20 protein-coding genes are annotated in these 18,750 nt (G+C 65.4%); 9 read left to right on the top strand and 11 right to left on the bottom strand.

All coding sequences use genetic code 11. The annotated features are described in order from the left end of the window. Positions 1 to 27: 27 nt before the first annotated feature. Both amn and NGM28_RS00365 read left to right on the top strand, forming a co-directional pair. On the top strand, positions 28 to 1,491 hold the full coding sequence (gene amn, locus NGM28_RS00370) for an AMP nucleosidase (protein WP_240064848.1): 1,464 nt from the start codon (positions 28 to 30) through the stop codon (positions 1,489 to 1,491). A gap of 6 nt (positions 1,492 to 1,497) precedes the next feature. Next, entirely contained in the window at positions 1,498 to 2,127 is a 630-nt protein-coding gene (locus tag NGM28_RS00365) for a pseudouridine synthase (RefSeq protein ID WP_252088374.1), read from the top strand. Between the two features lie 165 nt (positions 2,128 to 2,292). Here NGM28_RS00365 and NGM28_RS00360 read toward each other — a convergent pair whose 3' ends face one another. Together NGM28_RS00360 and NGM28_RS00355 are read right to left on the bottom strand one after the other, a co-directional pair. Further along, on the bottom strand, positions 2,293 to 2,496 hold the full coding sequence (locus NGM28_RS00360) for a DUF2788 domain-containing protein (RefSeq protein ID WP_011535816.1): 204 nt from the start codon (positions 2,494 to 2,496) through the stop codon (positions 2,293 to 2,295). A 53-nt stretch (positions 2,497 to 2,549) separates the two neighbouring features. Beyond that, on the bottom strand, positions 2,550 to 3,026 hold the full coding sequence (locus tag NGM28_RS00355; RefSeq protein ID WP_011535815.1) for an Lrp/AsnC family transcriptional regulator: 477 nt from the start codon (positions 3,024 to 3,026) through the stop codon (positions 2,550 to 2,552). A gap of 393 nt (positions 3,027 to 3,419) precedes the next feature. On the opposite strand from NGM28_RS00355, the gene NGM28_RS00350 reads away from it, so the two are divergent. Continuing rightward, on the top strand, positions 3,420 to 4,211 hold the full coding sequence (locus NGM28_RS00350) for a DUF6515 family protein (RefSeq protein ID WP_252088373.1): 792 nt from the start codon (positions 3,420 to 3,422) through the stop codon (positions 4,209 to 4,211). Between the two features lie 110 nt (positions 4,212 to 4,321). Here NGM28_RS00350 and NGM28_RS00345 read toward each other — a convergent pair whose 3' ends face one another. Beyond that, positions 4,322 to 5,191: a cation diffusion facilitator family transporter gene (locus NGM28_RS00345; protein ID WP_240064845.1), complete on the bottom strand. Its 870-nt coding sequence runs from the start codon at positions 5,189 to 5,191 to the stop codon at positions 4,322 to 4,324. 25 nt (positions 5,192 to 5,216) lie between these two features. Beyond that, a complete protein-coding gene (gene pmcY / locus NGM28_RS00340) occupies positions 5,217 to 5,636 on the bottom strand; it encodes a periplasmic Zn2+ metallochaperone PmcY (protein ID WP_240064844.1) in 420 nt (139 codons plus the stop codon). Positions 5,637 to 5,757: 121 nt separating this feature from the next. Here pmcY and hrpB point away from each other — a divergent pair, with 121 nt between their 5' ends. Further along, positions 5,758 to 8,286 carry an ATP-dependent helicase HrpB gene (gene hrpB / locus NGM28_RS00335; RefSeq protein WP_252088372.1) on the top strand — a complete coding sequence of 843 codons (2,529 nt, stop codon included), beginning with the start codon at positions 5,758 to 5,760 and terminating at the stop codon, positions 8,284 to 8,286. 6 nt (positions 8,287 to 8,292) lie between these two features. On the opposite strand, the gene NGM28_RS00330 is transcribed toward hrpB, so the two are convergent. Beyond that, positions 8,293 to 8,949, bottom strand: coding sequence for a YciC family protein (locus NGM28_RS00330; RefSeq protein WP_240064842.1), 657 nt, complete (start codon positions 8,947 to 8,949; stop codon positions 8,293 to 8,295). 157 nt (positions 8,950 to 9,106) lie between these two features. Here NGM28_RS00330 and NGM28_RS00325 point away from each other — a divergent pair, with 157 nt between their 5' ends. Both NGM28_RS00325 and NGM28_RS00320 read left to right on the top strand, forming a co-directional pair. Next, entirely contained in the window at positions 9,107 to 9,844 is a 738-nt protein-coding gene (locus tag NGM28_RS00325; protein ID WP_252088371.1) for a DUF2076 domain-containing protein, read from the top strand. A gap of 109 nt (positions 9,845 to 9,953) precedes the next feature. Continuing rightward, complete coding sequence (locus tag NGM28_RS00320; protein ID WP_252088370.1) at positions 9,954 to 10,481, top strand: NYN domain-containing protein; 528 nt, start codon at positions 9,954 to 9,956, stop codon at positions 10,479 to 10,481. Positions 10,482 to 10,579: 98 nt separating this feature from the next. Here the strand turns inward: NGM28_RS00320 and NGM28_RS00315 are convergent, their stop codons facing one another. Further along, entirely contained in the window at positions 10,580 to 11,038 is a 459-nt protein-coding gene (locus tag NGM28_RS00315; RefSeq protein WP_213658415.1) for an Lrp/AsnC family transcriptional regulator, read from the bottom strand. A gap of 154 nt (positions 11,039 to 11,192) precedes the next feature. On the opposite strand from NGM28_RS00315, the gene yedA reads away from it, so the two are divergent. Continuing rightward, complete coding sequence (yedA, locus tag NGM28_RS00310) at positions 11,193 to 12,113, top strand: drug/metabolite exporter YedA (protein ID WP_240064839.1); 921 nt, start codon at positions 11,193 to 11,195, stop codon at positions 12,111 to 12,113. Between the two features lie 72 nt (positions 12,114 to 12,185). Here yedA and ypfJ read toward each other — a convergent pair whose 3' ends face one another. Further along, positions 12,186 to 13,073, bottom strand: coding sequence for a KPN_02809 family neutral zinc metallopeptidase (ypfJ, locus tag NGM28_RS00305; RefSeq protein WP_240064838.1), 888 nt, complete (start codon positions 13,071 to 13,073; stop codon positions 12,186 to 12,188). A 199-nt stretch (positions 13,074 to 13,272) separates the two neighbouring features. On the opposite strand from ypfJ, the gene pcaH reads away from it, so the two are divergent. Then, a complete protein-coding gene (gene pcaH / locus NGM28_RS00300; RefSeq protein WP_240064837.1) occupies positions 13,273 to 13,992 on the top strand; it encodes a protocatechuate 3,4-dioxygenase subunit beta in 720 nt (239 codons plus the stop codon). Positions 13,993 to 14,003: 11 nt separating this feature from the next. Further along, complete coding sequence (gene pcaG / locus NGM28_RS00295; RefSeq protein ID WP_252088369.1) at positions 14,004 to 14,609, top strand: protocatechuate 3,4-dioxygenase subunit alpha; 606 nt, start codon at positions 14,004 to 14,006, stop codon at positions 14,607 to 14,609. 91 nt (positions 14,610 to 14,700) lie between these two features. Here pcaG and NGM28_RS00290 read toward each other — a convergent pair whose 3' ends face one another. The 4 genes from NGM28_RS00290 to NGM28_RS00275 form a co-directional block, all read right to left on the bottom strand. Further along, a complete protein-coding gene (locus NGM28_RS00290) occupies positions 14,701 to 15,138 on the bottom strand; it encodes a cupin domain-containing protein (protein ID WP_240064835.1) in 438 nt (145 codons plus the stop codon). A gap of 105 nt (positions 15,139 to 15,243) precedes the next feature. Continuing rightward, positions 15,244 to 16,149: a LysR family transcriptional regulator gene (locus NGM28_RS00285; RefSeq protein WP_240064834.1), complete on the bottom strand. Its 906-nt coding sequence runs from the start codon at positions 16,147 to 16,149 to the stop codon at positions 15,244 to 15,246. 58 nt (positions 16,150 to 16,207) lie between these two features. Continuing rightward, positions 16,208 to 17,293, bottom strand: coding sequence for a tRNA (uridine(54)-C5)-methyltransferase TrmA (gene trmA / locus NGM28_RS00280; RefSeq protein WP_252088368.1), 1,086 nt, complete (start codon positions 17,291 to 17,293; stop codon positions 16,208 to 16,210). Continuing rightward, a complete protein-coding gene (locus tag NGM28_RS00275; RefSeq protein WP_252088367.1) occupies positions 17,290 to 18,585 on the bottom strand; it encodes an NCS2 family permease in 1,296 nt (431 codons plus the stop codon). The genes trmA and NGM28_RS00275 overlap by 4 nt, the downstream gene beginning before the upstream one ends. Positions 18,586 to 18,750 lie beyond the last annotated feature (165 nt).

Raw genomic sequence — 18,750 nt, 5'->3', positions numbered from 1 at the left:
GCATGTCCCTAAGACAGGAAGCCCAGCGTGAGCCAAGCGTTTGCAGTCGTTGCTACCCCCGAACAGGCCGTCGACCGTCTGGCGGCCTTGCATGAACAGGCCACCGGGGCCCTGAGCCAGGCCCTCAAGCGCTACCTCAAGGACCGCACCGAACCGACCGAGGCCGAGCGCGCGCTGTTCCGCTACCCCGCCCTGCGCCTCACCTACCACAGCCTGGGTGAAGTCGCCGCCACCACTCGTGCCTACGCCAAGGTCCAGGTGGCGGGCACCTACAGCGTCACCGTCACCCAGCCAGCAGCCTTCCGCAGCTACCTGCTGGAACAACTGCGCCCGTTGATGCACGACTACACCGTGAGCGTGGAAGTGGGCGTCAGTGAACAGAACATCCCGTATCCCTACGTGGTCGACCAGGGCGATGAACTGGCCGGCAGCGGCATCACCGCCGCGCAACTGGCGCGGGTGTTCCCCAGCACCGACCTGTCGGCGGCCACCGACAACATCGCCGACGGCCTGTGCGATTGGGAAGGCGCCGACACGCTGCCGCTGGCGCTGTTCGACGCGGCTCGCGTGGACTTCTCCCTGCGCCGCCTGGTGCACTACACCGGCAGCGACTGGCGGCATATGCAGCCGTGGATCCTGCTCACCAACTACCACCGTTATGTCGACCAGTTCATCGGCCATGGCCTGGAGCAATTGCGCGAGGACCCACGCTTTGTACGCATGGTCCTGCCCGGCAACGTGATCATCGAAAAAGGCATGGACCACGGCGAGGCCCAGGCGCTGGTCGCCAGTGTGGTCTGGCACCGCTACCAGATGCCGGCTTACCACCTGATCGCCGCCGATGGCGACGGCATCACCCTGGTCAACATCGGTGTCGGCCCGTCCAACGCCAAGAACATCACCGACCACCTGGCCGTGCTGCGCCCGCACTGCTGGCTGATGATCGGCCACTGCGGTGGCTTGCGCCAGTCGCAGACCATCGGCGACTACGTGCTGGCCCACGCCTACATGCGCCGTGACGGCATCCTCGACCGCGTGGTACCGCCAAACATCCCGATCCCGGCCCTGGCCGAAGTGCAACTGGCCTTGCAGGAGGCGGCGGCGCAGGTCACCGGTGAGCGTGGCGACCAGTTGAAGAAGCGCCTGCGCACCGGCACCGTGCTCACCTACGACGACCGCAACTGGGAGCTGCGCTGGGCCCAGGAGCGGCCGCTGATCAACCTGTCCCGCGCCGTGGCCGTGGACATGGAGAGCGGCACCATCGCCGCCCAGGGCTACCGCCTGCGCGTGCCGTACGGCACTTTGCTGTGCGTGTCCGACAAGCCGCTGCACAGCGAGATCAAGCTGCCGGGTTCGGCCAACGCGTTCTACAACCGCGCGGTCAGTCAGCACCTGAAGATCGGTATCGCCGCCCTCGACCTGCTGCGCACCGAGCTCAACTCGCTGCACTCGCGTAAACTGCGTAGCTTCGATGAGCCGCCGTTCCGCTGAGGATCCATGTCCCTGTCACCCCGCAATACACCGCGCCGTCCGACGGCGCGGCCTTCCGGCCCGCGTCGCCAGCCCAAGGCGCCGCCAGCCGAGCCTCGCCTGATCCTGTTCAACAAGCCGTTCGACGTGCTCACGCAGTTCAGTGACGGCGAAGGCCGTGCCACGCTCAAGGACTTCATCGATATCCCCGGCATCTATCCGGCTGGACGGCTGGACCGCGACAGCGAAGGGCTTTTGCTGCTGACCAACGATGGCCGCCTGCAGGCGCGCATCGCCGACCCCAAGCACAAGTTGGCCAAAACCTACTGGGTGCAGGTCGAAGGTGAACCGAGCCAAGAGCAACTGCAACGTCTGCGCGAGGGGGTGGAGCTCAATGACGGACCAACGCTGCCGGCCGAGGCACGCTTGCTTGAGGAGCCCGAGCTGTGGCCGCGCAATCCACCGGTGCGCTTTCGCAAGAGCGTGCCGACGGCCTGGTTGGCGCTGGTGATTCGTGAGGGGCGAAACCGCCAGGTGCGGCGGATGACGGCTGCGGTGGGGTTGCCGACCTTGCGCCTGGTGCGGGTGCGCATCGGCGATTGGACGATCGAGGGGCTGGAGCAGGGTTGCTGGCGGGAAGTGGTGGCGAAGCTCTGACATCCGAGCGATGCACGTACCCTGTAGGAGCGGCCTTGTGCCGCGAAGGGGCTGCAAGGCAGCCCCAGGTTTCACAGCGTCAAGGCGGAAATCGCTGGGGCCGCTACGCGACCCTTTCGCGGCACAAGGCCGCTCCTACAAGGGCGCGTGGGCGTTGTCAGGCTGCTACACCCCTTCGAGGAACCCCACCACCACGCTCTTGATGATGAATGCCAGCACCCCCAGGCCGAGTACGAAGAACAGGATCAGGGTGCCGAAGCGCCCCGCCTTGGATTTCTTCGCCAGGTCCCAGACGATGAAGCCCATGAAAGCGATCAGCACGGTGACCAGGACAATCATCATCCACTCTTCGAATACGGCGGGATCCATCAGTTCACTCCAGGCAGGCTGAGCACCCGATCATACGCCCTGCGTCAGGGGATTCAACGCAGATGGGTCAAGGGCAGCTCGGTGCTGGCCAGCACTTGGTTGAGCACGAAGCTCGAGCGCACGCTGGTCACGCCTTCGATGCGGGTCAGGCTGCCCAGCAGCAGTTTCTGGTAGTGATCCATGTCCGGCACCACCACCTTGAGCTGATAGTCGGCGTCCATTCCGGTGACCAGGCTGCATTCGAGCACCTGCGGCAGGCTGCGGATTGCCGCCTCGAAGGTCTCGAAGCGCTCGGGGGTGTGCCGGTCCATGCCGATCAGCACATAGGCGGTCAGGCTCAACCCAAGCTTCTTGCGGTCCAGCAGCGCCACCTGGCGCGAGATGTAGCCGTCGTCCTCGAGTTGCTTGACCCGACGCGAGCAAGGGGAGGGGGACAGGCCGATGCGCTCGGCCAGCTCCTGGTTGGAGATGCGCGCGTCACGCTGCAATTCGGCGAGGATGCTCAGGTCGTAGCGGTCGAGCTTGCTCATGGAAAAGGCCTTTTCTGATCAGATTGCGGCGAATTATCAATCCAGGGTGAAAAATTGCGCAAGTGCTATTTATCAGAGCAATCTTCGCAATCCTCTGCCGCACCATCCGGCCTATCTTTATCACCAGAATCACTGCCCGGACATCAGTCCACGGCGACGCGCCCCAGACGGGCGGTCGCGGCCGGCCATCCAACAGGATCCGCCAGGCCCCCGGGCTACGCACTGTCCAGAAGACGGCGCGAGGTGAGCCGGTGTCACAAGCACCGAGCACGGACGACAATTCCCGAAGGGAGGCCGCAAGGCCTCCCTTTTTTATGCCTGCGATTTCATCTGCCTGGCCAGTCTCCACGGTAAACTGCGCAACATGCAGTCATCCCGAGCGAGAGGAACAACATGAGGTCGCGCATCTGGCAGTTGGCAGGTGTTGGTTTGTTGGGCATGGGCTTGAGCCTGGGCACTTTGGCCCAAGGGCCGGAGGACCCCAATGGCGGGCGCGGCTCGCCGCTCAATTCCCGTGACGAAGTGCGCCAGACCCAGCCGCCGCGCCAGGGCTACTACCAGGACATCCCGCGGCGTCATGGCGACGACCGCTACTATGGGCAACGGCCGGGCGGTGACTGGGCCGGCCGCCCGGACGGCCATGGCAATGGTTGGGGCCCGGGACCGCAGTATCACCCCGGCCATAACGTCGATCGCTTCCCGGACCGTTACTGGAAGGTGCCGTATCGCGGGCAGGACTATTTCTACTCCGGAGGCTACTGGTATCGACCCCATGGCGGCGGCTATGTGGTGGTCAGGCCGCCCTACGGCGTGAGAGTCGGCTACCTGCCGCCCTATGCCCGTGAAGTGTGGCTGGGGGGCGCGTTGTTCTTCCTGGTGGCCGACACCTACTACCAGTACCAGGCCGACAGTCGAGAGTACGTGGTGGTCAATCCGCCCACTACTGTGCCAGCGCCAGCGCCTGTCCAGCAGCCGTACAACAGTTATGACGTGATCGCCTATCCGGCCTATGGTCAGGGGCCGGAGCAGCAGGAGCAGGACCGCTACCAGTGTCATCGCTGGGCGGTCAGCCAGACAGGCTTCGACCCTGCCACTACGACCTACGCGCCACCGGCCAACGTGGCCGACAACTACCGGCGGGCGCTGGGGGCCTGCCTGAGTGGGCGAGGCTATAGCATCAACTGATCCCTGTAGGAGCGGCTTTAGCCGCGATGCAGACACTGCGGTGCCTGGCACCGGCCTTGCCGGTGTTCGCCAGCCAGGCTGGCTCCTACAGGTTGTGGATTAGTCTGTGATCAGACCGGGTCGGCATGCACCATCACATCCGCTCGCGGGTAGCGCTCGCGGATGGCCTGCGAAGCCTGCACGCACAGTTCGTGGGCCTGATGCAGTGGCAGCTCTCCTGGCAATTCAAGGTGCAGTTGCACGAACCAGTGGCTGCCCGACACCCGCGTGCGCAGGTCGTGCGCGCCCTTCACTCCGGGAATCGCCAGCACCACTTCGAGCATGCGTTCGCCGATATCGGCCGGCAGTTCCTGGTCCATCAGGATTGCCGTGCTTTCGCGGGCGATCTGGATCGCGCTCCACAGGATGTACAGGGCAATGCCCAGGCCGAACAGCGCATCCAGCTGCGGCCAGCCGAAGCGCGCCAGTAGCAACGCCAGGAGGATGCTGCCGTTGAGCAGCAGGTCGGAGCGGTAGTGCAGGGAGTCGGCGCGCACCGCCGTGGAGCCGGTGAGGCGGATGACCTTGCGCTGGAAGGCCAGCAGCGCCAGGGTCAGTACCAGCGACAGCAGCATGACCACGATGCCGGCGGCGGTGTCGCCCAGCGGCTGTGGCGCTTGCAACCGTTCCACTGCCTGCACCCCGATCAACACCGCGCTGACCGCGATGAACAGTGCCTGGGCCATGCCGGCCAGGGCTTCGGCCTTGCCGTGGCCGAAACGGTGATCATCGTCGGCCGGGCGCAACGCATAGTGCACGGCGAGCAGGTTGAGGAAGGAGGCCACGGCATCCAGCGCCGAGTCGGTCAGCCCGGCCAGCAGGCTCACCGAGCCGCTTAGCCACCAGGCCACAGCCTTGGCCAGTACCAGCAGGCTGGCCACTGTCAGCGAAGCGCGGGTGGCCAGGCGCAGCAGTCGCTTGTGTTCGGCGGTCGCGGTCATGCGCGTGATTGCGTCCTTGAAGAAATCAGGCGGCCGGCACCAGGCCGTAGGCAGCCAGTTGCTCGACACTGCCCCGGTGCTGGATCAGGCGTGGGTCGTTCAGCGGCAGGCGCTGACCCAGTTCACTCTCGAGTATGGCCTGCAGCTTGACCTTGTCGACCTGGCCGTCGGCGTTGATGGCAGGCTTGAGCTTGGCCGGGTCGACATGTGCGGTCTTGCCACCGGGGTAGTAGATGGCGCCGGAGGCAAAGTCGATGCCGAAGGCGATCAGGCCGGGGATGACGTAGAAGAGAATGCCGATGGCGTCCAGCGCCGCGACCACCGGGTCGATCTTGCCTTCTATCTGGCCGCGGCGGTCGGGGTAGAACAGGGTGCCGCAGGCCGTCAGCTGGGTCAGCAACGTGGCGATGAGCACGCCACCAATGACGCGGGAAGGGATGCGCATGTGAATCTCCGGAAAAGTAGGCACTACAAGGGGTGAAGGCTTGCGCCAACGCCTGAAGCTAAGACCATGATAGGGCAGGCTCGGTTCGCCGTTATACTCGGACGATTGTTCGAGGACCACCATGAATTCATTACCGATCGATGCAGTACTGCCCGAACTGCGCCAGGCCCTGCGCCTGCGCGACGAGGCGGTGCTCGAGGCGCCGCCCGGCGCCGGCAAGACCACCCGCGTACCCCTTGCCCTGCTGGACGAGCCGTGGCTCGCCGGCCAGACCATCCTCATGCTCGAACCGCGCCGCCTGGCCGCGCGTGCCGCGGCCGAACGGCTGGCGAGCGAGCTGGGGGAGCAGGTAGGTGGCACGGTCGGTTATCGCATTCGCCTGGACAGCAAGGTCGGGCCAAATACCCGCATCGAGGTGGTGACCGAGGGTATTCTCACCCGTCGCTTGCAGGCCGACCCCGCTCTGGAGGGTGTCGGGCTGCTGATCTTCGACGAATTCCACGAACGCAGCCTCGAAGCCGACCTGGCCTTGGCCTTGAGCCTCAATGGCCGCGCACTGCTGCGCGACGAGCCGCCGCTGAAGATCCTGCTGATGTCGGCGACGCTGGAAGGCGAGCGCCTGTCACGGCTGCTCGACGAAGCCCCGGTGGTCAGCAGCCAGGGGCGCATGTACCCGGTGGATATCCGCTGGAGCCGGCCGTTCCAGCCGGGCGAATTCATCGAGCCGCGGGTGGTTGATGGCGTGCTGCAGGCGCTGGCGGATGAAAGCGGTAGTTTGCTGGTGTTCCTCCCCGGCCAGGCCGAGATCCGCCGTGTCCATCAGTCCTTGCAGGAGGCCTTGGGCGATCGCCCCGGCATCCTGCTCTGCCCGTTACACGGCGAGCTCGATCTGAATGCCCAGCGCGCCGCCATCGAGCCCGCGCCCAAGGGCCAGCGCAAGGTGGTGCTGGCCACCAATATTGCCGAGACCAGTCTGACCATCGACGGTGTGCGCGTGGTGATCGATGCCGGCCTTGCCCGGGTACCACGCTTTGACCCGGGCAGTGGCATGACCCGCCTGGACACCCAGCGCATCTCCCGTGCCAGCGCCACCCAGCGTGCCGGCCGGGCGGGGCGCCTGGAACCGGGCGTGTGCTATCGCCTGTGGTCCGAGGCGCAGCACGATCAGTTGGCCGCACATGGTAGCGCCGAGATCCTCCAGGCCGACCTGGCCGGGCTGGCCCTGCAGCTGGCGCGCTGGGGCGTGCCGCCGGAACAGCTGAGCTGGCTCGACCAGCCACCGGCTGCCGCCTACGCCCAGGCCCAGGACCTGTTGGCGCGGCTCGGTGCTTTCAAGCCCGGCAGCCGCGATAACCTGAACGAGCATGGCCAGGCCATGGCCGGCTTGCCCGCGCACCCGCGTATCGCCCACCTGCTGCTACGCGGCCAGGACCTGGGGCTGGCCGACATGGCCTGCGACGTGGCCGCCTTGCTTGGCGAGCGCGATATCCTGCGTGGCGGCGGTGCCGACCTGCACACCCGGCTTGCGCTGCTGAGTGGCGAAACCCGCACCAGCCGTGGAGGCCAGGGTGGTGTGCAGCGCGCCCGCCAGCTGGCGCGCCAGTATCGCGGGCAACTGCGTGGCAAACCGCGTGCGGCGGTGGCCGATCCCGACCACCCGCGCTGGCTTGGCGCACTGCTGGCGCTGGCTTATCCGGATCGCGTGGCGCAGCAACGCCGCGAAGGGGGCGCCGAATACCGCCTGGCCAATGGCCGCGCGGCGATGTTCAGCGAAGTCGATGCATTGATGAAATGCCCGTGGCTGGTCATCGCCGACCTGGGTAGCCGCCAGGGCCAGCGCGAGGAACGCATCTACCTGGCCGCCGACTTCGATCCCCAGCTGTTCGAAGATGTGCTGGCCGAGCAGGTCGAATGCCTCGACCTGCTCGACTGGGACGAGCGCGAACAGGTGCTGCGCGCCGAACGCCAGCGCAAGGTTGGCGAACTGGTGCTCAGCCGCGAACCGCTGACTGGCCTGGACGATGACACCCGCGCGAAGGCGCTGCTGGGGCTGGTGCGGCGCAAGGGCCTGAACCTGCTGACCTGGACGCCCGAGCTGCGCCAATGGCAGGCCCGTGTCGCCCTGTTGCGCCAGCTCGACCTGCAACAGCAGGGCGCGAGCGAATGGCCGGACCTGGGCGACGCAGCGTTGCTGGCCAGCCTGGAAGACTGGCTACAGCCCTACCTGGGCAAGGTCTCGCGGCTGAGCCATTTCGCCGCCCTGGACCTGCCGTCGTTGCTGCGTAACCTGCTGCCGTGGCCGTTGCCTCAGCGCCTGGAGGAACTCGCCCCCTCGCACCTGGCGGTTCCGTCAGGCTCGAGCATCCGTCTGGATTACAGCGAGCAGCCGCCAATCCTCGCCGTGCGCCTGCAGGAGCTGTTCGGTCTGGCCGATACGCCCCGCATCGCCAATGGCCGCCAGCAGGTCAAGCTGCACTTGCTTTCGCCGGCGCGCCGGCCCGTGCAGGTCACCCAGGACCTGGCCAACTTCTGGCGCACGACGTACGCCGAGGTGAAGAAGGACTTGAAGGGACGCTACCCCAAGCACTACTGGCCGGACGACCCGCTGGTGGCCGAGGCCACGGCGCGGGCCAAACCGAGGGGCACCTGATACCGCTCAGGCGCCGGCTTCGCCTTCGAGCAACATGAACAGGCGATACAGCACCACGGTACTGAACAGTTGGAGGAAACCGCTCAGGCTGTCCAGCACCAGCTGTACACCCGGCTGCGGCTCGGGGAACGCGGTCAGCAGCAGGCCGTCGATCAGCCACAGCGGGGCCAGCACCGACAGCATGCAGACCATGATGCGCAGGAAGTGCCCGGTGGTCATGCGCGCGCTGGTGCGCATCGACTCGATCACCGGCAGGCCGCGCAGCACCAGCAGGTACTCGGCGAACACCAGGTTCACCATGATCCACACGCCCGGGAAGATGAACAGCGCCAGGCCCGCCATGATCAGCAACGAGCTGATCAGGATCAGCAGGGCCAAGGCCGGCCACAGCTGCACGGCACGGGCGAACAGGTCGCGCTTGGCGATCGCCTGGCCGTTGCTGCGGGTGTCGAGGTAGAGGATCAGCGCCGCGCTGTACAGCGGGTAGAACAGTAGGCTGACCAGCATGCCGTAGGCGGGTGAGGCCTGTTCGCCCAGTTGCTGGTAGAGCAGTTGGGTGCCCAGGGCCTCGAGCACCACCAGTGGCAGGCACAGCTGGAGGATGCTCGTCAGGTGGCGGCGGAAGAAGTACAGGGAGTCGCGCAGAACGCTCAGCGGATTCATCGGTCAACATCGCATGGCAGAAAAAGCAGGGCATCACTTTAGCCCAGACCGCTCGCTTGCTGAAAAAAGTTTCATGGCCCCGTTAATTGAATCGCAGCGCCCGGCCCCCCATCTTTGACGCTGTCCGATGTCCTGTTCCGCGCACGAGGTTGCCCTGATGAACACTGAAGAACAAACCCTGATCGACGGCCTGTTCAGCCGTCTCAAGCAAGCCGAGGATCCCGCCCAGCCGCGTGATGCCCAGGCCCAGGCACATATCGAGGAGCGCCTGCGCCAGCAACCGGCGGCGCCGTACTACATGGCCCAGGCGATCCTGGTTCAGGAAGCGGCGATCAAGCGCCTGGACGAGCAGAACAAGCAGTTGGAGGCCGACCTCAAGCAGGCCCGCGCGCAGCTCGAGGCGACCCGTTCAAGTAGCAATAGCGGCGGTGGCGGTTTCCTTTCCAGCATCTTTGGCGCAGGTGCCCGCAGCCCGGCGCCGGAGCCACAACGCTCGGTCGCTCCGCCATCTTCCGGCGGTGGCTGGCGCGAACCGGCGCCACAGGCCTATGCCCAGCCCCAGCCGCAAACCGGTTTCGGCGCGGCGCCTGCGCCGTCCCGCAGCGGTGCCAGCAGTTTCCTCGGTGGCGCGATGCAGACCGCTGCCGGTGTTGCCGGGGGCGTGCTGCTGGCCCAGGGCATCAGCAGCCTGTTCAACCACAACTCGCAGCCCGAACAGATCGTCGAGGTGATCAAGGAAGAACCGGCCAGCGACCACGGCAGCTGGAACGACCAGGACAGCCAGCGCCAGGTGGCCGACAACAGCGGTTGGGGTAACGACCAGGGTGGGTATGCCGACACCGACTACGGCAACGACGATGGTGGCTTCTTCTCGGACGACGACACCTTCGTCTGAAGGGTCTGGCATACTCGTTGGCATCCAGGGGCGCGTTGCGCCCCGTTCGCGGCGCAAGGCCGCTCCTACAGGCATCACACCGCCCTTGTAGGAGCGGCCTTGTGCCGCGATGGGCTGCGCAGCAGCCCCTCTCACGCATTCAACGAGGTGCCCTGGCTTGAAGAAGATCGCGCTGTTCGCCGATGTGCAGAACCTCTACTACACCGTGCGCCAGGTCCACGGTTGCCACTTCAACTACACCACGCTGTGGGCCGAAGTCAGCCGCGAAGGCCAGATCGTCGAGGCGGTTGCTTATGCGATCGACCGCGGCGACAGCAAGCAGCAACAGTTCCAGCAGATCCTGCGCAACCTCGGTTTCGAAGTGCGCCTCAAGCCTTACATCCAGCGCGCCGATGGCTCGGCCAAAGGCGACTGGGATGTGGGCATCACCCTCGATGTGATCGAAGCGGCGGAGCGGGTCGACCAGGTGGTGCTGGCCTCGGGGGATGGTGATTTCGACCTGCTGCTGGAGCGGGCGGCAAAGCGTCATGGGGTCGAGACGGTGGTGTATGGCGTGCCAGGGCTGACGGCGTTGTCGTTGATCCGTTCGGCGAGCCACTACGTGCCGATCGAGGGCAAGCTGCTCCTGCGCCACTGACGCTCTTTGTAGGAGCCAGCTTGCTGGCGAACCGTTGCCAGCACGTTGCCGTGTGCCTTGGTTCGCCAGCAAGCTGGCTCCTACAGGGGCGCGCGGGGTCAGGGTTTTCTGGGGTTGGCCTCCAGGTGTGCCAGCGGCACCCGGCGCTCCACTGCGCTCGACAGCACGATCGAGGTCTTGCTGAACCCCAACTGCGACACCCGATTGATCAGTGCCTCCAGCTCCCCCATCGACGCCACCGCTGCCTGCATGATCACGCAGGGGTCGCCGGTGACCCGGTGGCATTCGATCAGTTCGGGGATGCGGGTCAAGGCGTCGTAGGCCTGCTGGTTGCCATGGCTGGCCAGGCGCAATTCGATCACGCACTGGATCGGCAGGCCGATCTTCTCCAGGTCGACCTTGGCCGTGTAGCCACTGATCACTCCGCTGGCTTCGAGCTTGGCCACTCGCTCAGCCACCGCAGGGGCGGAGAGATTCACCTGGCGCGCCAGCTGGGCGTAGGTGGCTCTACCGTTTTCCAGCAAGGCGGCGAGCAGCATGCGGTCGTATTTGTCCATGGTGTTTCCTGGTGGCTTTGCAATCGACGGTAAGAGGCATGAATAACCGTTCATAGCAAAGTGTTCGGGTGATTTAAACGTGTTTTGTAACTTATGTTCGCCGAGTGCCCTTCTTAAACTAGGTCACCCGTAAACGGATTTCGAGCCCAACGCCATGTCTGCCTCCCGTCGCTTCCCGCTGTTGCTTGTCGGTGCCTTCCTTGCCCTGTACCTGGTCTGGGGTTCGACCTACCTGGTCATCCGCATTGGCGTGGAGTCGTGGCCACCGATGCTGATGGCGGGTGTGCGCTTCGTTATCGCGGGCTGCTTGCTGTATGGCTTCCTGCGCTGGCGTGGCGTGCCCGCACCGACCTGGCCGCAATGGCGGGCGGCGGGGGCGATCGGCTTTTTGCTGCTCAGCTGCGGCAACGGTGGCGTGACCCTGGCCGAGCACGCGGGCGTGGCCTCGGGCGTGGCGGCCCTGGCGGTGGCGACCGTGCCGCTGTTCACCCTGGTATTCGGGTTGATGTTCGGCCACCGCAACTCGCGCCTGGAATGGGCGGGAATTGCCCTTGGGCTGGTCGGCATCGGCATGTTGAACATGGGTTCGAACCTGCAAGCCAGCCCCATGGGCGCGGCGCTGATCCTGTTCGCGGCGGCGGCCTGGGCGTTTGGCTCGGTGTGGAGCAAGAACCTGCCCCTGCCCCAAGGCGCCATGGCCAGTGCTGCCGAGATGCTGGTAGGGGGTGTCGTGCTGCTGATCGCCAGTGCCCTGAGCGGTGAACGCATGACGCAGATGCCCACCGCTGCGGGTTGGGGGGCGTTGGCCTACCTGGTGTTCTTCGGTTCGATCCTGGCGTTCAGCGCCTACATGTACCTGCTCAAGCACGTGCGCCCGGCGGCGGCTACCAGTTATGCCTACGTCAACCCGGCCGTGGCGGTGCTGCTGGGGATTGTCTTCGCGGGTGAGCAGATTGGCGCCGAGGAGTGCGTGGCGATGGCGGTGATCATCGGCGCGGTGGTGCTGATCGGCTTGCCGCAGTGGCGCAAGGCACCGGTGCAACCGGCGGGGTTGAAGGAAGAAATGTGCAAGTAGCGCCTATTGCCCCAACCCAACGCCTGTAGGAGCGGATTCATCCGCGAATGGGCCGCGAAGCGGCCCCGGAGCTTAAAGGCTACGCGCGCTAAAGGTGTCACACTGGTTCAGGTCGCCACTGGAGAACCCCGCCTTGAACCAGCGCACCCGCTGCTGCGAGGTGCCATGGGTGAAGGAGTCCGGCACCACACGGCCTTGCCCCTGCTGTTGCAGGCGATCATCGCCGATGGCGTTGGCGGCATTGAGTGCCTCTTCCACATCCCCGGGCTCAAGCCAGTTCAGGCGCTTCTGTGCCTGGTAGGCCCAAACGCCAGCCAGGCAGTCGGCCTGCAGTTCCTGGCGCACCAGCAAGCCATTGTCGCCCTCCATGCGTTGGCCATTGCGTCGGGCTGCGTCGACTTTGGCCGAAACCCCGAGCAACGTCTGCACGTGGTGGCCGATCTCATGGGCGATCACATAGGCCTGGGCGAAGTCGCCAGCGGCGCGGAAGCGGGTTTCCATCTCACGGAAGAAGGTCATGTCCAGGTACACCCGTTGGTCGCCTGGGCAATAGAACGGCCCGACCGCCGATGAGGCGAAGCCGCAGGCGGAATTGACCTGGCCGCTGAACAGCACGAGTTTGGGGTCGCGGTATTGCTTGCCGGCCTGGGCGAACAGAGCCTTCCAGGTGTCCTCGGTGTCGCCGAGGATCGAGGCGACGAACTCGGCCTGCTCGTCGTTGGCCGGTGGCGCCTTGCTGCCTACATTGGCTGGCGCGGTCTGTTGCTGGTCCATCTGCCCGGCGAGCTGGCCGAGGATCTGCAGCGGGTCCTGCCCGGTCAGCCAGCCGATACCGACGATCAGCAGGATGGCGCCCAGCCCCAGGCCCTTGCCGCCACCGAAGCGCATCCCGCCGCCGCCACCCCCTTCGCCGCGGGCATCGACCACGTTGTCGCTGCGTCGACCTTTTCGCCATTCCATGTACTGCTCTCCGGTTTGTGAAACATGAAGTCAAAGATTAGCCCAGCGCCGCACAGGCTGATGCTTTGCATGATTATGCATAACCAAATGGTTATGCTTTTGACCCTGAAATTCAATATTCATCACCCCGAGCCTATCGGAAACTGCAAGTCCGCCTGCCACGCCCAGGCGTTCGACAATTCCAAGAGAGGACATCGGCATGCCCGCCCAGGACACCAGCCGCTTCGTGATCCGTGATCGCAATTGGCACCCCAAGGCCTTCACCCCCGACTACAAGACCTCGGTGGCGCGTTCCCCGCGCCAGGCGCTGGTCAGCATTCCACAGTCGATCAGCGAAACCACCGGCCCTGACTTTTCCCACCTGCGCTTCGGCGAGCATGACCACGACCTGCTGCTGAACTTCAATCACGGTGGCCTTCCTGTGGGTGAGCGCATCATCGTGGCTGGGCGGGTGGTCGACCAGTATGGCAAGCCGGTCCCCCACACCCTGGTGGAAATGTGGCAGGCCAACGCCGGAGGCCGCTACCGGCACAAGAACGACCGCTACCTGGCCCCGCTGGACCCGAACTTCGGTGGCGTCGGCCGTTGTCTGACGGATCGCGACGGCTACTACAGCTTTCGCACCATCAAGCCCGGCCCTTACCCATGGCGCAATGGCCCCAACGACTGGCGCCCGGCGCATATCCACGTCTCCATCAGCGGGCCGTCGATCGCCACCAAGTTGATCACCCAGCTGTATTTCGAGGGTGATCCGTTGATTCCGCTGTGCCCAATCGTCAAGTCGATCGCCAACCCCGCTGCGGTCGAGCGGCTGATTGCCAAACTCGACATGAGCAACGCCAACCCGATGGATTGCCTGGCCTACCGCTTCGACATCGTCTTGCGCGGCCAGCGCCAGACTCACTTCGAAAACCGCTGAGGAGTTCCGCCATGCCTATCGAATTGCTGCCGGAAACGCCCTCGCAGACCGCCGGCCCTTACGTGCACATCGGCCTCGCCCTGGAGGCGGCCGGCAACCCGACCCGCGACCAGGAAATCTGCAGTCGCCTGGCCAAGCCCGATGCGCCGGGCGAGCATATCGTGCTGGTCGGCCAGGTCTACGACGGCAACGGCCACCTGGTACGCGATTCGTTCCTGGAGGTGTGGCAGGCCGATGCCGATGGCCTCTACCAGGACGCGTACAACCACGAGAGTGCTTTCAACAGCTTTGGCCGCACAGCCACCACGTTCGACGCCGGGGAGTGGACCCTGCACACGGTCAAGCCGGGCGTGGTGAACAATGCCGCGGGCGTGCCCATGGCGCCTCACGTCAACATCAGCCTGTTCGCCCGGGGGATCAATATCCACCTGCACACACGGTTGTACTTCGACGATGAGGGTGAGGCGAACGCCAGGTGCCCGGTGCTCAACCTGATCGAGCAGCCACAGCGGCGGGAGACGTTGATCGCCCGGCGTTGCGAAGTGGAGGGGAAGACGGCGTATCGGTTCGATATCCGTATTCAAGGGGAAGGCGAGACGGTGTTCTTCGATTTCTGATGGTGCCCCGATCCCCGTAGGAGCCAGCTTGCTGGCGAACCTTCGCCGTGTTGGCCATGGTTCGCCGGCAAGCCGGCTCCTACGGAATACCTCAGCCTTTGACCGGTTTCAGGTCGAAGGCGTCCGCCTGGTACTGGAACAACAAGCAGTCGGCCGCCGCCGTGCAGCCACTCTCATGCACCAGGTTCGCCGGCAGCTTGTAGTAGGCACCGGCCGGGTACTCGACGCGCTTGCCATCGATCACGGCATAGAACGTGCCGCTCAACACCACGGTCGGCAGTGCCTGGCTGTGGGTGTGCAAGCCATTGTCGGTGCCTTTGCGGAACAGCACATAGGCCGAGTACGGGCCTTTGCCGAACAGGTCGCCTTCGACATTGGCGTAGCGCACCGCGCCTTGCGTGCCCGAGACCTCCTGCCATTGCAGGGTGGCGCTGTCGGGTACCGAGACGCGATGTTCACCTGCCGCGATGGCGGTGCCGGCAAGGCCAGCCAGGGTCAGGCCAGCGATCATCAGTTTCAGTGCTTTCATGGGAGGCTCCTTCGCCAGATAAAAGGTGTGGAGCGAAGGTTAATCAATCCTCGAGAGCACAAATACGCCAATCGAATGCCATGACTTGTGCAACAAAAGCACATATCAGGTTTGCCAGCGTGGCGTGTCGTAGTAGGCCTGCACAAAGTCGAGCAGGGCGCGCACCTTCGGCGCCAAGTAGCGGCTTTGCGGATAGATTGCATACAGCGCGCGCGAGGGGAGTGACCACCCTTCAAGCAACGGTACCAGGCGCCCGTCGCGCAGGGCATCGTGCACGATGAAGCGGTCGAAGCTGGCGATCCCCAGGCCACCGATGGCGGCTGCGCGCAGGGCCATCGGCGAGTTGGCGCTCAGTCGCCGGGGCATGACCACATCTGTCGCCTCCCCATCTGGCCCGCGAAGTTGCAGGCGCTGCGGATGCAACAGTTGGCTGTAGCCAAGCAATGGATGCGCAGCGAGCGCGTCGGGCGTGCTGGGATAGCCGTGGCGTTCAAGGTAGGCGGGTGCGGCCACCAGCAATACCTCGCTGGTGGCGAGCTTGCGGGCCACCAGGCTGGAGTCGGGCAGGTGGTCGGTCACGCGCAGGCAGACATCGATGTCCTCTTCCAGCAGGTCAACAAAACGATCGCTGCAGTTGAGCTCGATCTGCAGGCGCTGGTGACGCTCGACGAAGTCCGGCAGCCAACGGCCCAGCTCCAGTTCACCGAACGCGGTGGCCACGCCCAGGCGCAGGGTGCCGGTGGGTTGTTGCTGGTGCTCGGAAAGCTCCAGGGTCATTGCCTGCATCTGTTCGAGGATCTGCACGCAGTGGCGATAGAACAGCGCGCCGGCTTCGGTCAATTGCAGGCGCCGGGTGGTGCGGTTGAGCAGTTGCGTGCCGAGGTGGCGCTCGAGGTTCTTCACCTGGCGCGACAGCACGGTGTGGGATAGCCCCGCCTGCGCGGCGGCGGCGCTGAAACTGCCGAGGTCGACGACCCGGCGGAAGGTCTGCATGGCACTGAATTGGTCCATCGGCACATCACTCCTTGCAGCGAGCGGCGGGGCCGTTGCGGCCCCGCCCGGTCGCGGGTCAGCGCCGAACCAGCAGCACCCCGCTTTCCATGTGATGGGTGTAGGGGAACTGGTCGAACAGGGCGCAGCGTTCGATGCGGTGGGTATCCTGCAGCTGGGCGATGTTCTGCGCCAGGGTCTCGGGGTTGCAGGAGATGTACAGGATGCGCTCGAAGCGCCGGGTCAGCTCGCAGGTGTCCGGGTCCATGCCGGCGCGCGGCGGGTCGACGAACACGGTGCCGAAGTCGTAGCTTTTCAGGTCGATGCCTTCCAGGCGGCGGAACGGGCGGACCTCGTTCAGCGCCTGGGTCAGCTCCTCGGCCGACAGGCGCACCAGGCGCACGTTGTCGATGCCGTTCTCGTCGAGGTTGTGCAGGGCGGCGTTGACCGAGGTCTTGCTGATCTCGGTGGCCAGCACCTGGCGCGCACGGGTGGCCAGCGGCAGGGTGAAGTTGCCGTTGCCGCAGTACAGCTCAAGCAGGTCGTCGTCACGCTCGCCCATGGCTTCGAAGGCCCAGCCGAGCATCTTCTGGTTCACCGCGCCGTTGGGCTGGGTGAAGGCGCCTTCGGGCTGGCGGTAGCTGAAGGTGCGGCCGGCGATGTCGAGGTTCTCCACCGCATAGTCGCGGCCGATCACCACGCGCTTGCCCTTGGAACGGCCGATCACACTGACGTTCAGGTCGCTGGCCAGTTGCTGCGCGGACGCTTCCCAGGCCTCGTCCAACGGACGGTGGTAGCACAGGGTGACCATCGCATCACCGGCCAGGGTGGTGAGGAACTCGACCTGGAACAGGCGGTTGTTCAGGTCCTCGTTGCCCTGCCAGGCGGCTTTCAGGCGCGGCATCAGGTCATTGATGCGCTGGCTGGCAATAGGGAAGTCGTCGATCAGGATCGCCTTGTGCTTTTCGCCCGGGGCGAACATCGCATAGTGGCGCTGGCCGCCCTCGCGCCACAGGCGAAACTCCGCGCGCAGGCGGTAGTGCTTGCGCGGCGAGTCGAACACTGCCGGCTCCGGCGCGCCGAACGGTGCCAGCAGCTCGCGCAGGCGGGCGGCCTTGGCCGCCAGCTGCGCGTCGTATTGCGAGGGATCGAAGACAGCACTCATGCGTTGAACCAGCCCAGCTTGATGACGAACAGGATGGACAGGATCACCAGCGCCGGGTTCAGGTCGCGGTGACGACCGGAGATCAGCTGGATGGCGGTCCAGGCGATGAAGCCGAAGGCGATGCCGTTGGCGATCGAGTAGGTCAGCGGCATGGCCAGGGCGGTCACCACCACCGGCGCGGCTTCGGTGACGTCGTCCCAATTGATCTCGGCCAGGCCCGAGGCCATCAGCACGGCGACGAACAGCAGCGCCGGGGCGGTGGCGAAGGCCGGCACGCTACCGGCCAGCGGGGCGAAGAACAGCGCCAGCAGGAACAGGATCGCGACCACGATGGCGGTCAGGCCGGTGCGGCCACCGGCGCTCACGCCTGCGGCCGATTCGATGTAGCTGGTGGTGGTCGAGGTGCCCAGCAGCGAGCCGGCCATGGCGGCGGTGCTGTCGGCGATCAGGGCGCGGCCCATTTTCGGCATATGGCCGTCCTTGCCCATCAGGCCGGCGCGTTTGGCCACGCCGATCAGGGTGCCGGAGTTGTCGAACAGGTCGACGAACAGGAAGGCGAAGATCACGCTGATCAGGCCTACGTCGAGGGCGCCGGCGATGTCCAGTTGGAGGAACGTCGGGGCCAGCGAAGGCGGCATCGACACCACACCGTTGAACGGGGTGACGCCCAGGACGATCGAGGCGATGGTCACGACGAGGATGCCGATCAGTACCGCGCCGCGCACCTTGAGCGCCTCGAGGGCGACGATCAGGAAGAAGCCCAGGGTGGCGAGGATCGGTGCAGGCTGCTTGAGGTCACCCAGGCCCACCAGGGTCGCGGGGTTATCGACGACGATACCCGCGTTATGCAGGGCGATCAGCGCCAGGAACAGGCCGATACCGGCGGCGATGGCCGAGCGCAGCGGCAGCGGGATACTGTTCACGATCCATTCGCGGATGCGGAAGATCGACAGCAGGAAGAACAGCACTGCAGAGAGGAACACCGCGCCCAATGCCACCTGCCAGGTGTGGCCCATGTGCAGGACCACGGTGTAGGTGAAGAAGGCGTTCAGGCCCATGCCCGGCGCCAGGGCGATCGGGTAGTTGGCGATGATGCCCATGGTCACCGAGCCGATGGCCGCGGCCAGGCAGGTGGCGACGAAGATCGCGCCCTTGTCCATGCCGGTCTCGCCGAGGATGCTCGGGTTGACGAACAGGATGTAGGCCATGGCCAGGAAGGTGGTGACGCCCGCGAGAATCTCGGTGCGCACGTTGGTGTTGTGTGCTCTTAGTTGAAACAGCCTTTCCAGCATGCCTGCTCCCCAGGGCGCCCTCGCGCCGTGAATGTATCGACCCCAACAGCAAAGCACAGACCGTACCGGATGCCGTGGTTTTGTGTGGGGCGGAAAAAAGCCGCGCATCATACCAGCATGGATGGCGGGGGCCTATGGCCATTGGGGCAGTCGGTCGAGTCAGAT

The sequence above is a fragment of the Pseudomonas sp. MWU13-3659 genome (genome assembly GCF_023757525.1).
Lineage (GTDB): Bacteria > Pseudomonadota > Gammaproteobacteria > Pseudomonadales > Pseudomonadaceae > Aquipseudomonas > Aquipseudomonas entomophila_E.
Note: the sequence above shows the minus strand (reverse complement) of the source record. Positions and strands in the feature narration are given on the sequence as shown.

Coding starts and splice junctions, on each gene's coding strand:
- NGM28_RS00365 (WP_252088374.1), top strand. CDS start 1,498: ATGTCCCTGTCACCCCGCAATACACCGCGCCGTCCGACGGCGCGGCCT.
- NGM28_RS00360 (WP_011535816.1), bottom strand. CDS start 2,496: ATGGATCCCGCCGTATTCGAAGAGTGGATGATGATTGTCCTGGTCACC.
- NGM28_RS00355 (WP_011535815.1), bottom strand. CDS start 3,026: ATGAGCAAGCTCGACCGCTACGACCTGAGCATCCTCGCCGAATTGCAG.
- NGM28_RS00350 (WP_252088373.1), top strand. CDS start 3,420: ATGAGGTCGCGCATCTGGCAGTTGGCAGGTGTTGGTTTGTTGGGCATG.
- NGM28_RS00345 (WP_240064845.1), bottom strand. CDS start 5,191: ATGACCGCGACCGCCGAACACAAGCGACTGCTGCGCCTGGCCACCCGC.
- pmcY (WP_240064844.1), bottom strand. CDS start 5,636: ATGCGCATCCCTTCCCGCGTCATTGGTGGCGTGCTCATCGCCACGTTG.
- hrpB (WP_252088372.1), top strand. CDS start 5,758: ATGAATTCATTACCGATCGATGCAGTACTGCCCGAACTGCGCCAGGCC.
- NGM28_RS00330 (WP_240064842.1), bottom strand. CDS start 8,949: ATGAATCCGCTGAGCGTTCTGCGCGACTCCCTGTACTTCTTCCGCCGC.
- NGM28_RS00325 (WP_252088371.1), top strand. CDS start 9,107: ATGAACACTGAAGAACAAACCCTGATCGACGGCCTGTTCAGCCGTCTC.
- NGM28_RS00320 (WP_252088370.1), top strand. CDS start 9,954: ATGGGCTGCGCAGCAGCCCCTCTCACGCATTCAACGAGGTGCCCTGGC.
- NGM28_RS00315 (WP_213658415.1), bottom strand. CDS start 11,038: ATGGACAAATACGACCGCATGCTGCTCGCCGCCTTGCTGGAAAACGGT.
- yedA (WP_240064839.1), top strand. CDS start 11,193: ATGTCTGCCTCCCGTCGCTTCCCGCTGTTGCTTGTCGGTGCCTTCCTT.
- ypfJ (WP_240064838.1), bottom strand. CDS start 13,073: ATGGAATGGCGAAAAGGTCGACGCAGCGACAACGTGGTCGATGCCCGC.
- pcaH (WP_240064837.1), top strand. CDS start 13,273: ATGCCCGCCCAGGACACCAGCCGCTTCGTGATCCGTGATCGCAATTGG.
- pcaG (WP_252088369.1), top strand. CDS start 14,004: ATGCCTATCGAATTGCTGCCGGAAACGCCCTCGCAGACCGCCGGCCCT.
- NGM28_RS00290 (WP_240064835.1), bottom strand. CDS start 15,138: ATGAAAGCACTGAAACTGATGATCGCTGGCCTGACCCTGGCTGGCCTT.
- NGM28_RS00285 (WP_240064834.1), bottom strand. CDS start 16,149: ATGGACCAATTCAGTGCCATGCAGACCTTCCGCCGGGTCGTCGACCTC.
- trmA (WP_252088368.1), bottom strand. CDS start 17,293: ATGAGTGCTGTCTTCGATCCCTCGCAATACGACGCGCAGCTGGCGGCC.
- NGM28_RS00275 (WP_252088367.1), bottom strand. CDS start 18,585: ATGCTGGAAAGGCTGTTTCAACTAAGAGCACACAACACCAACGTGCGC.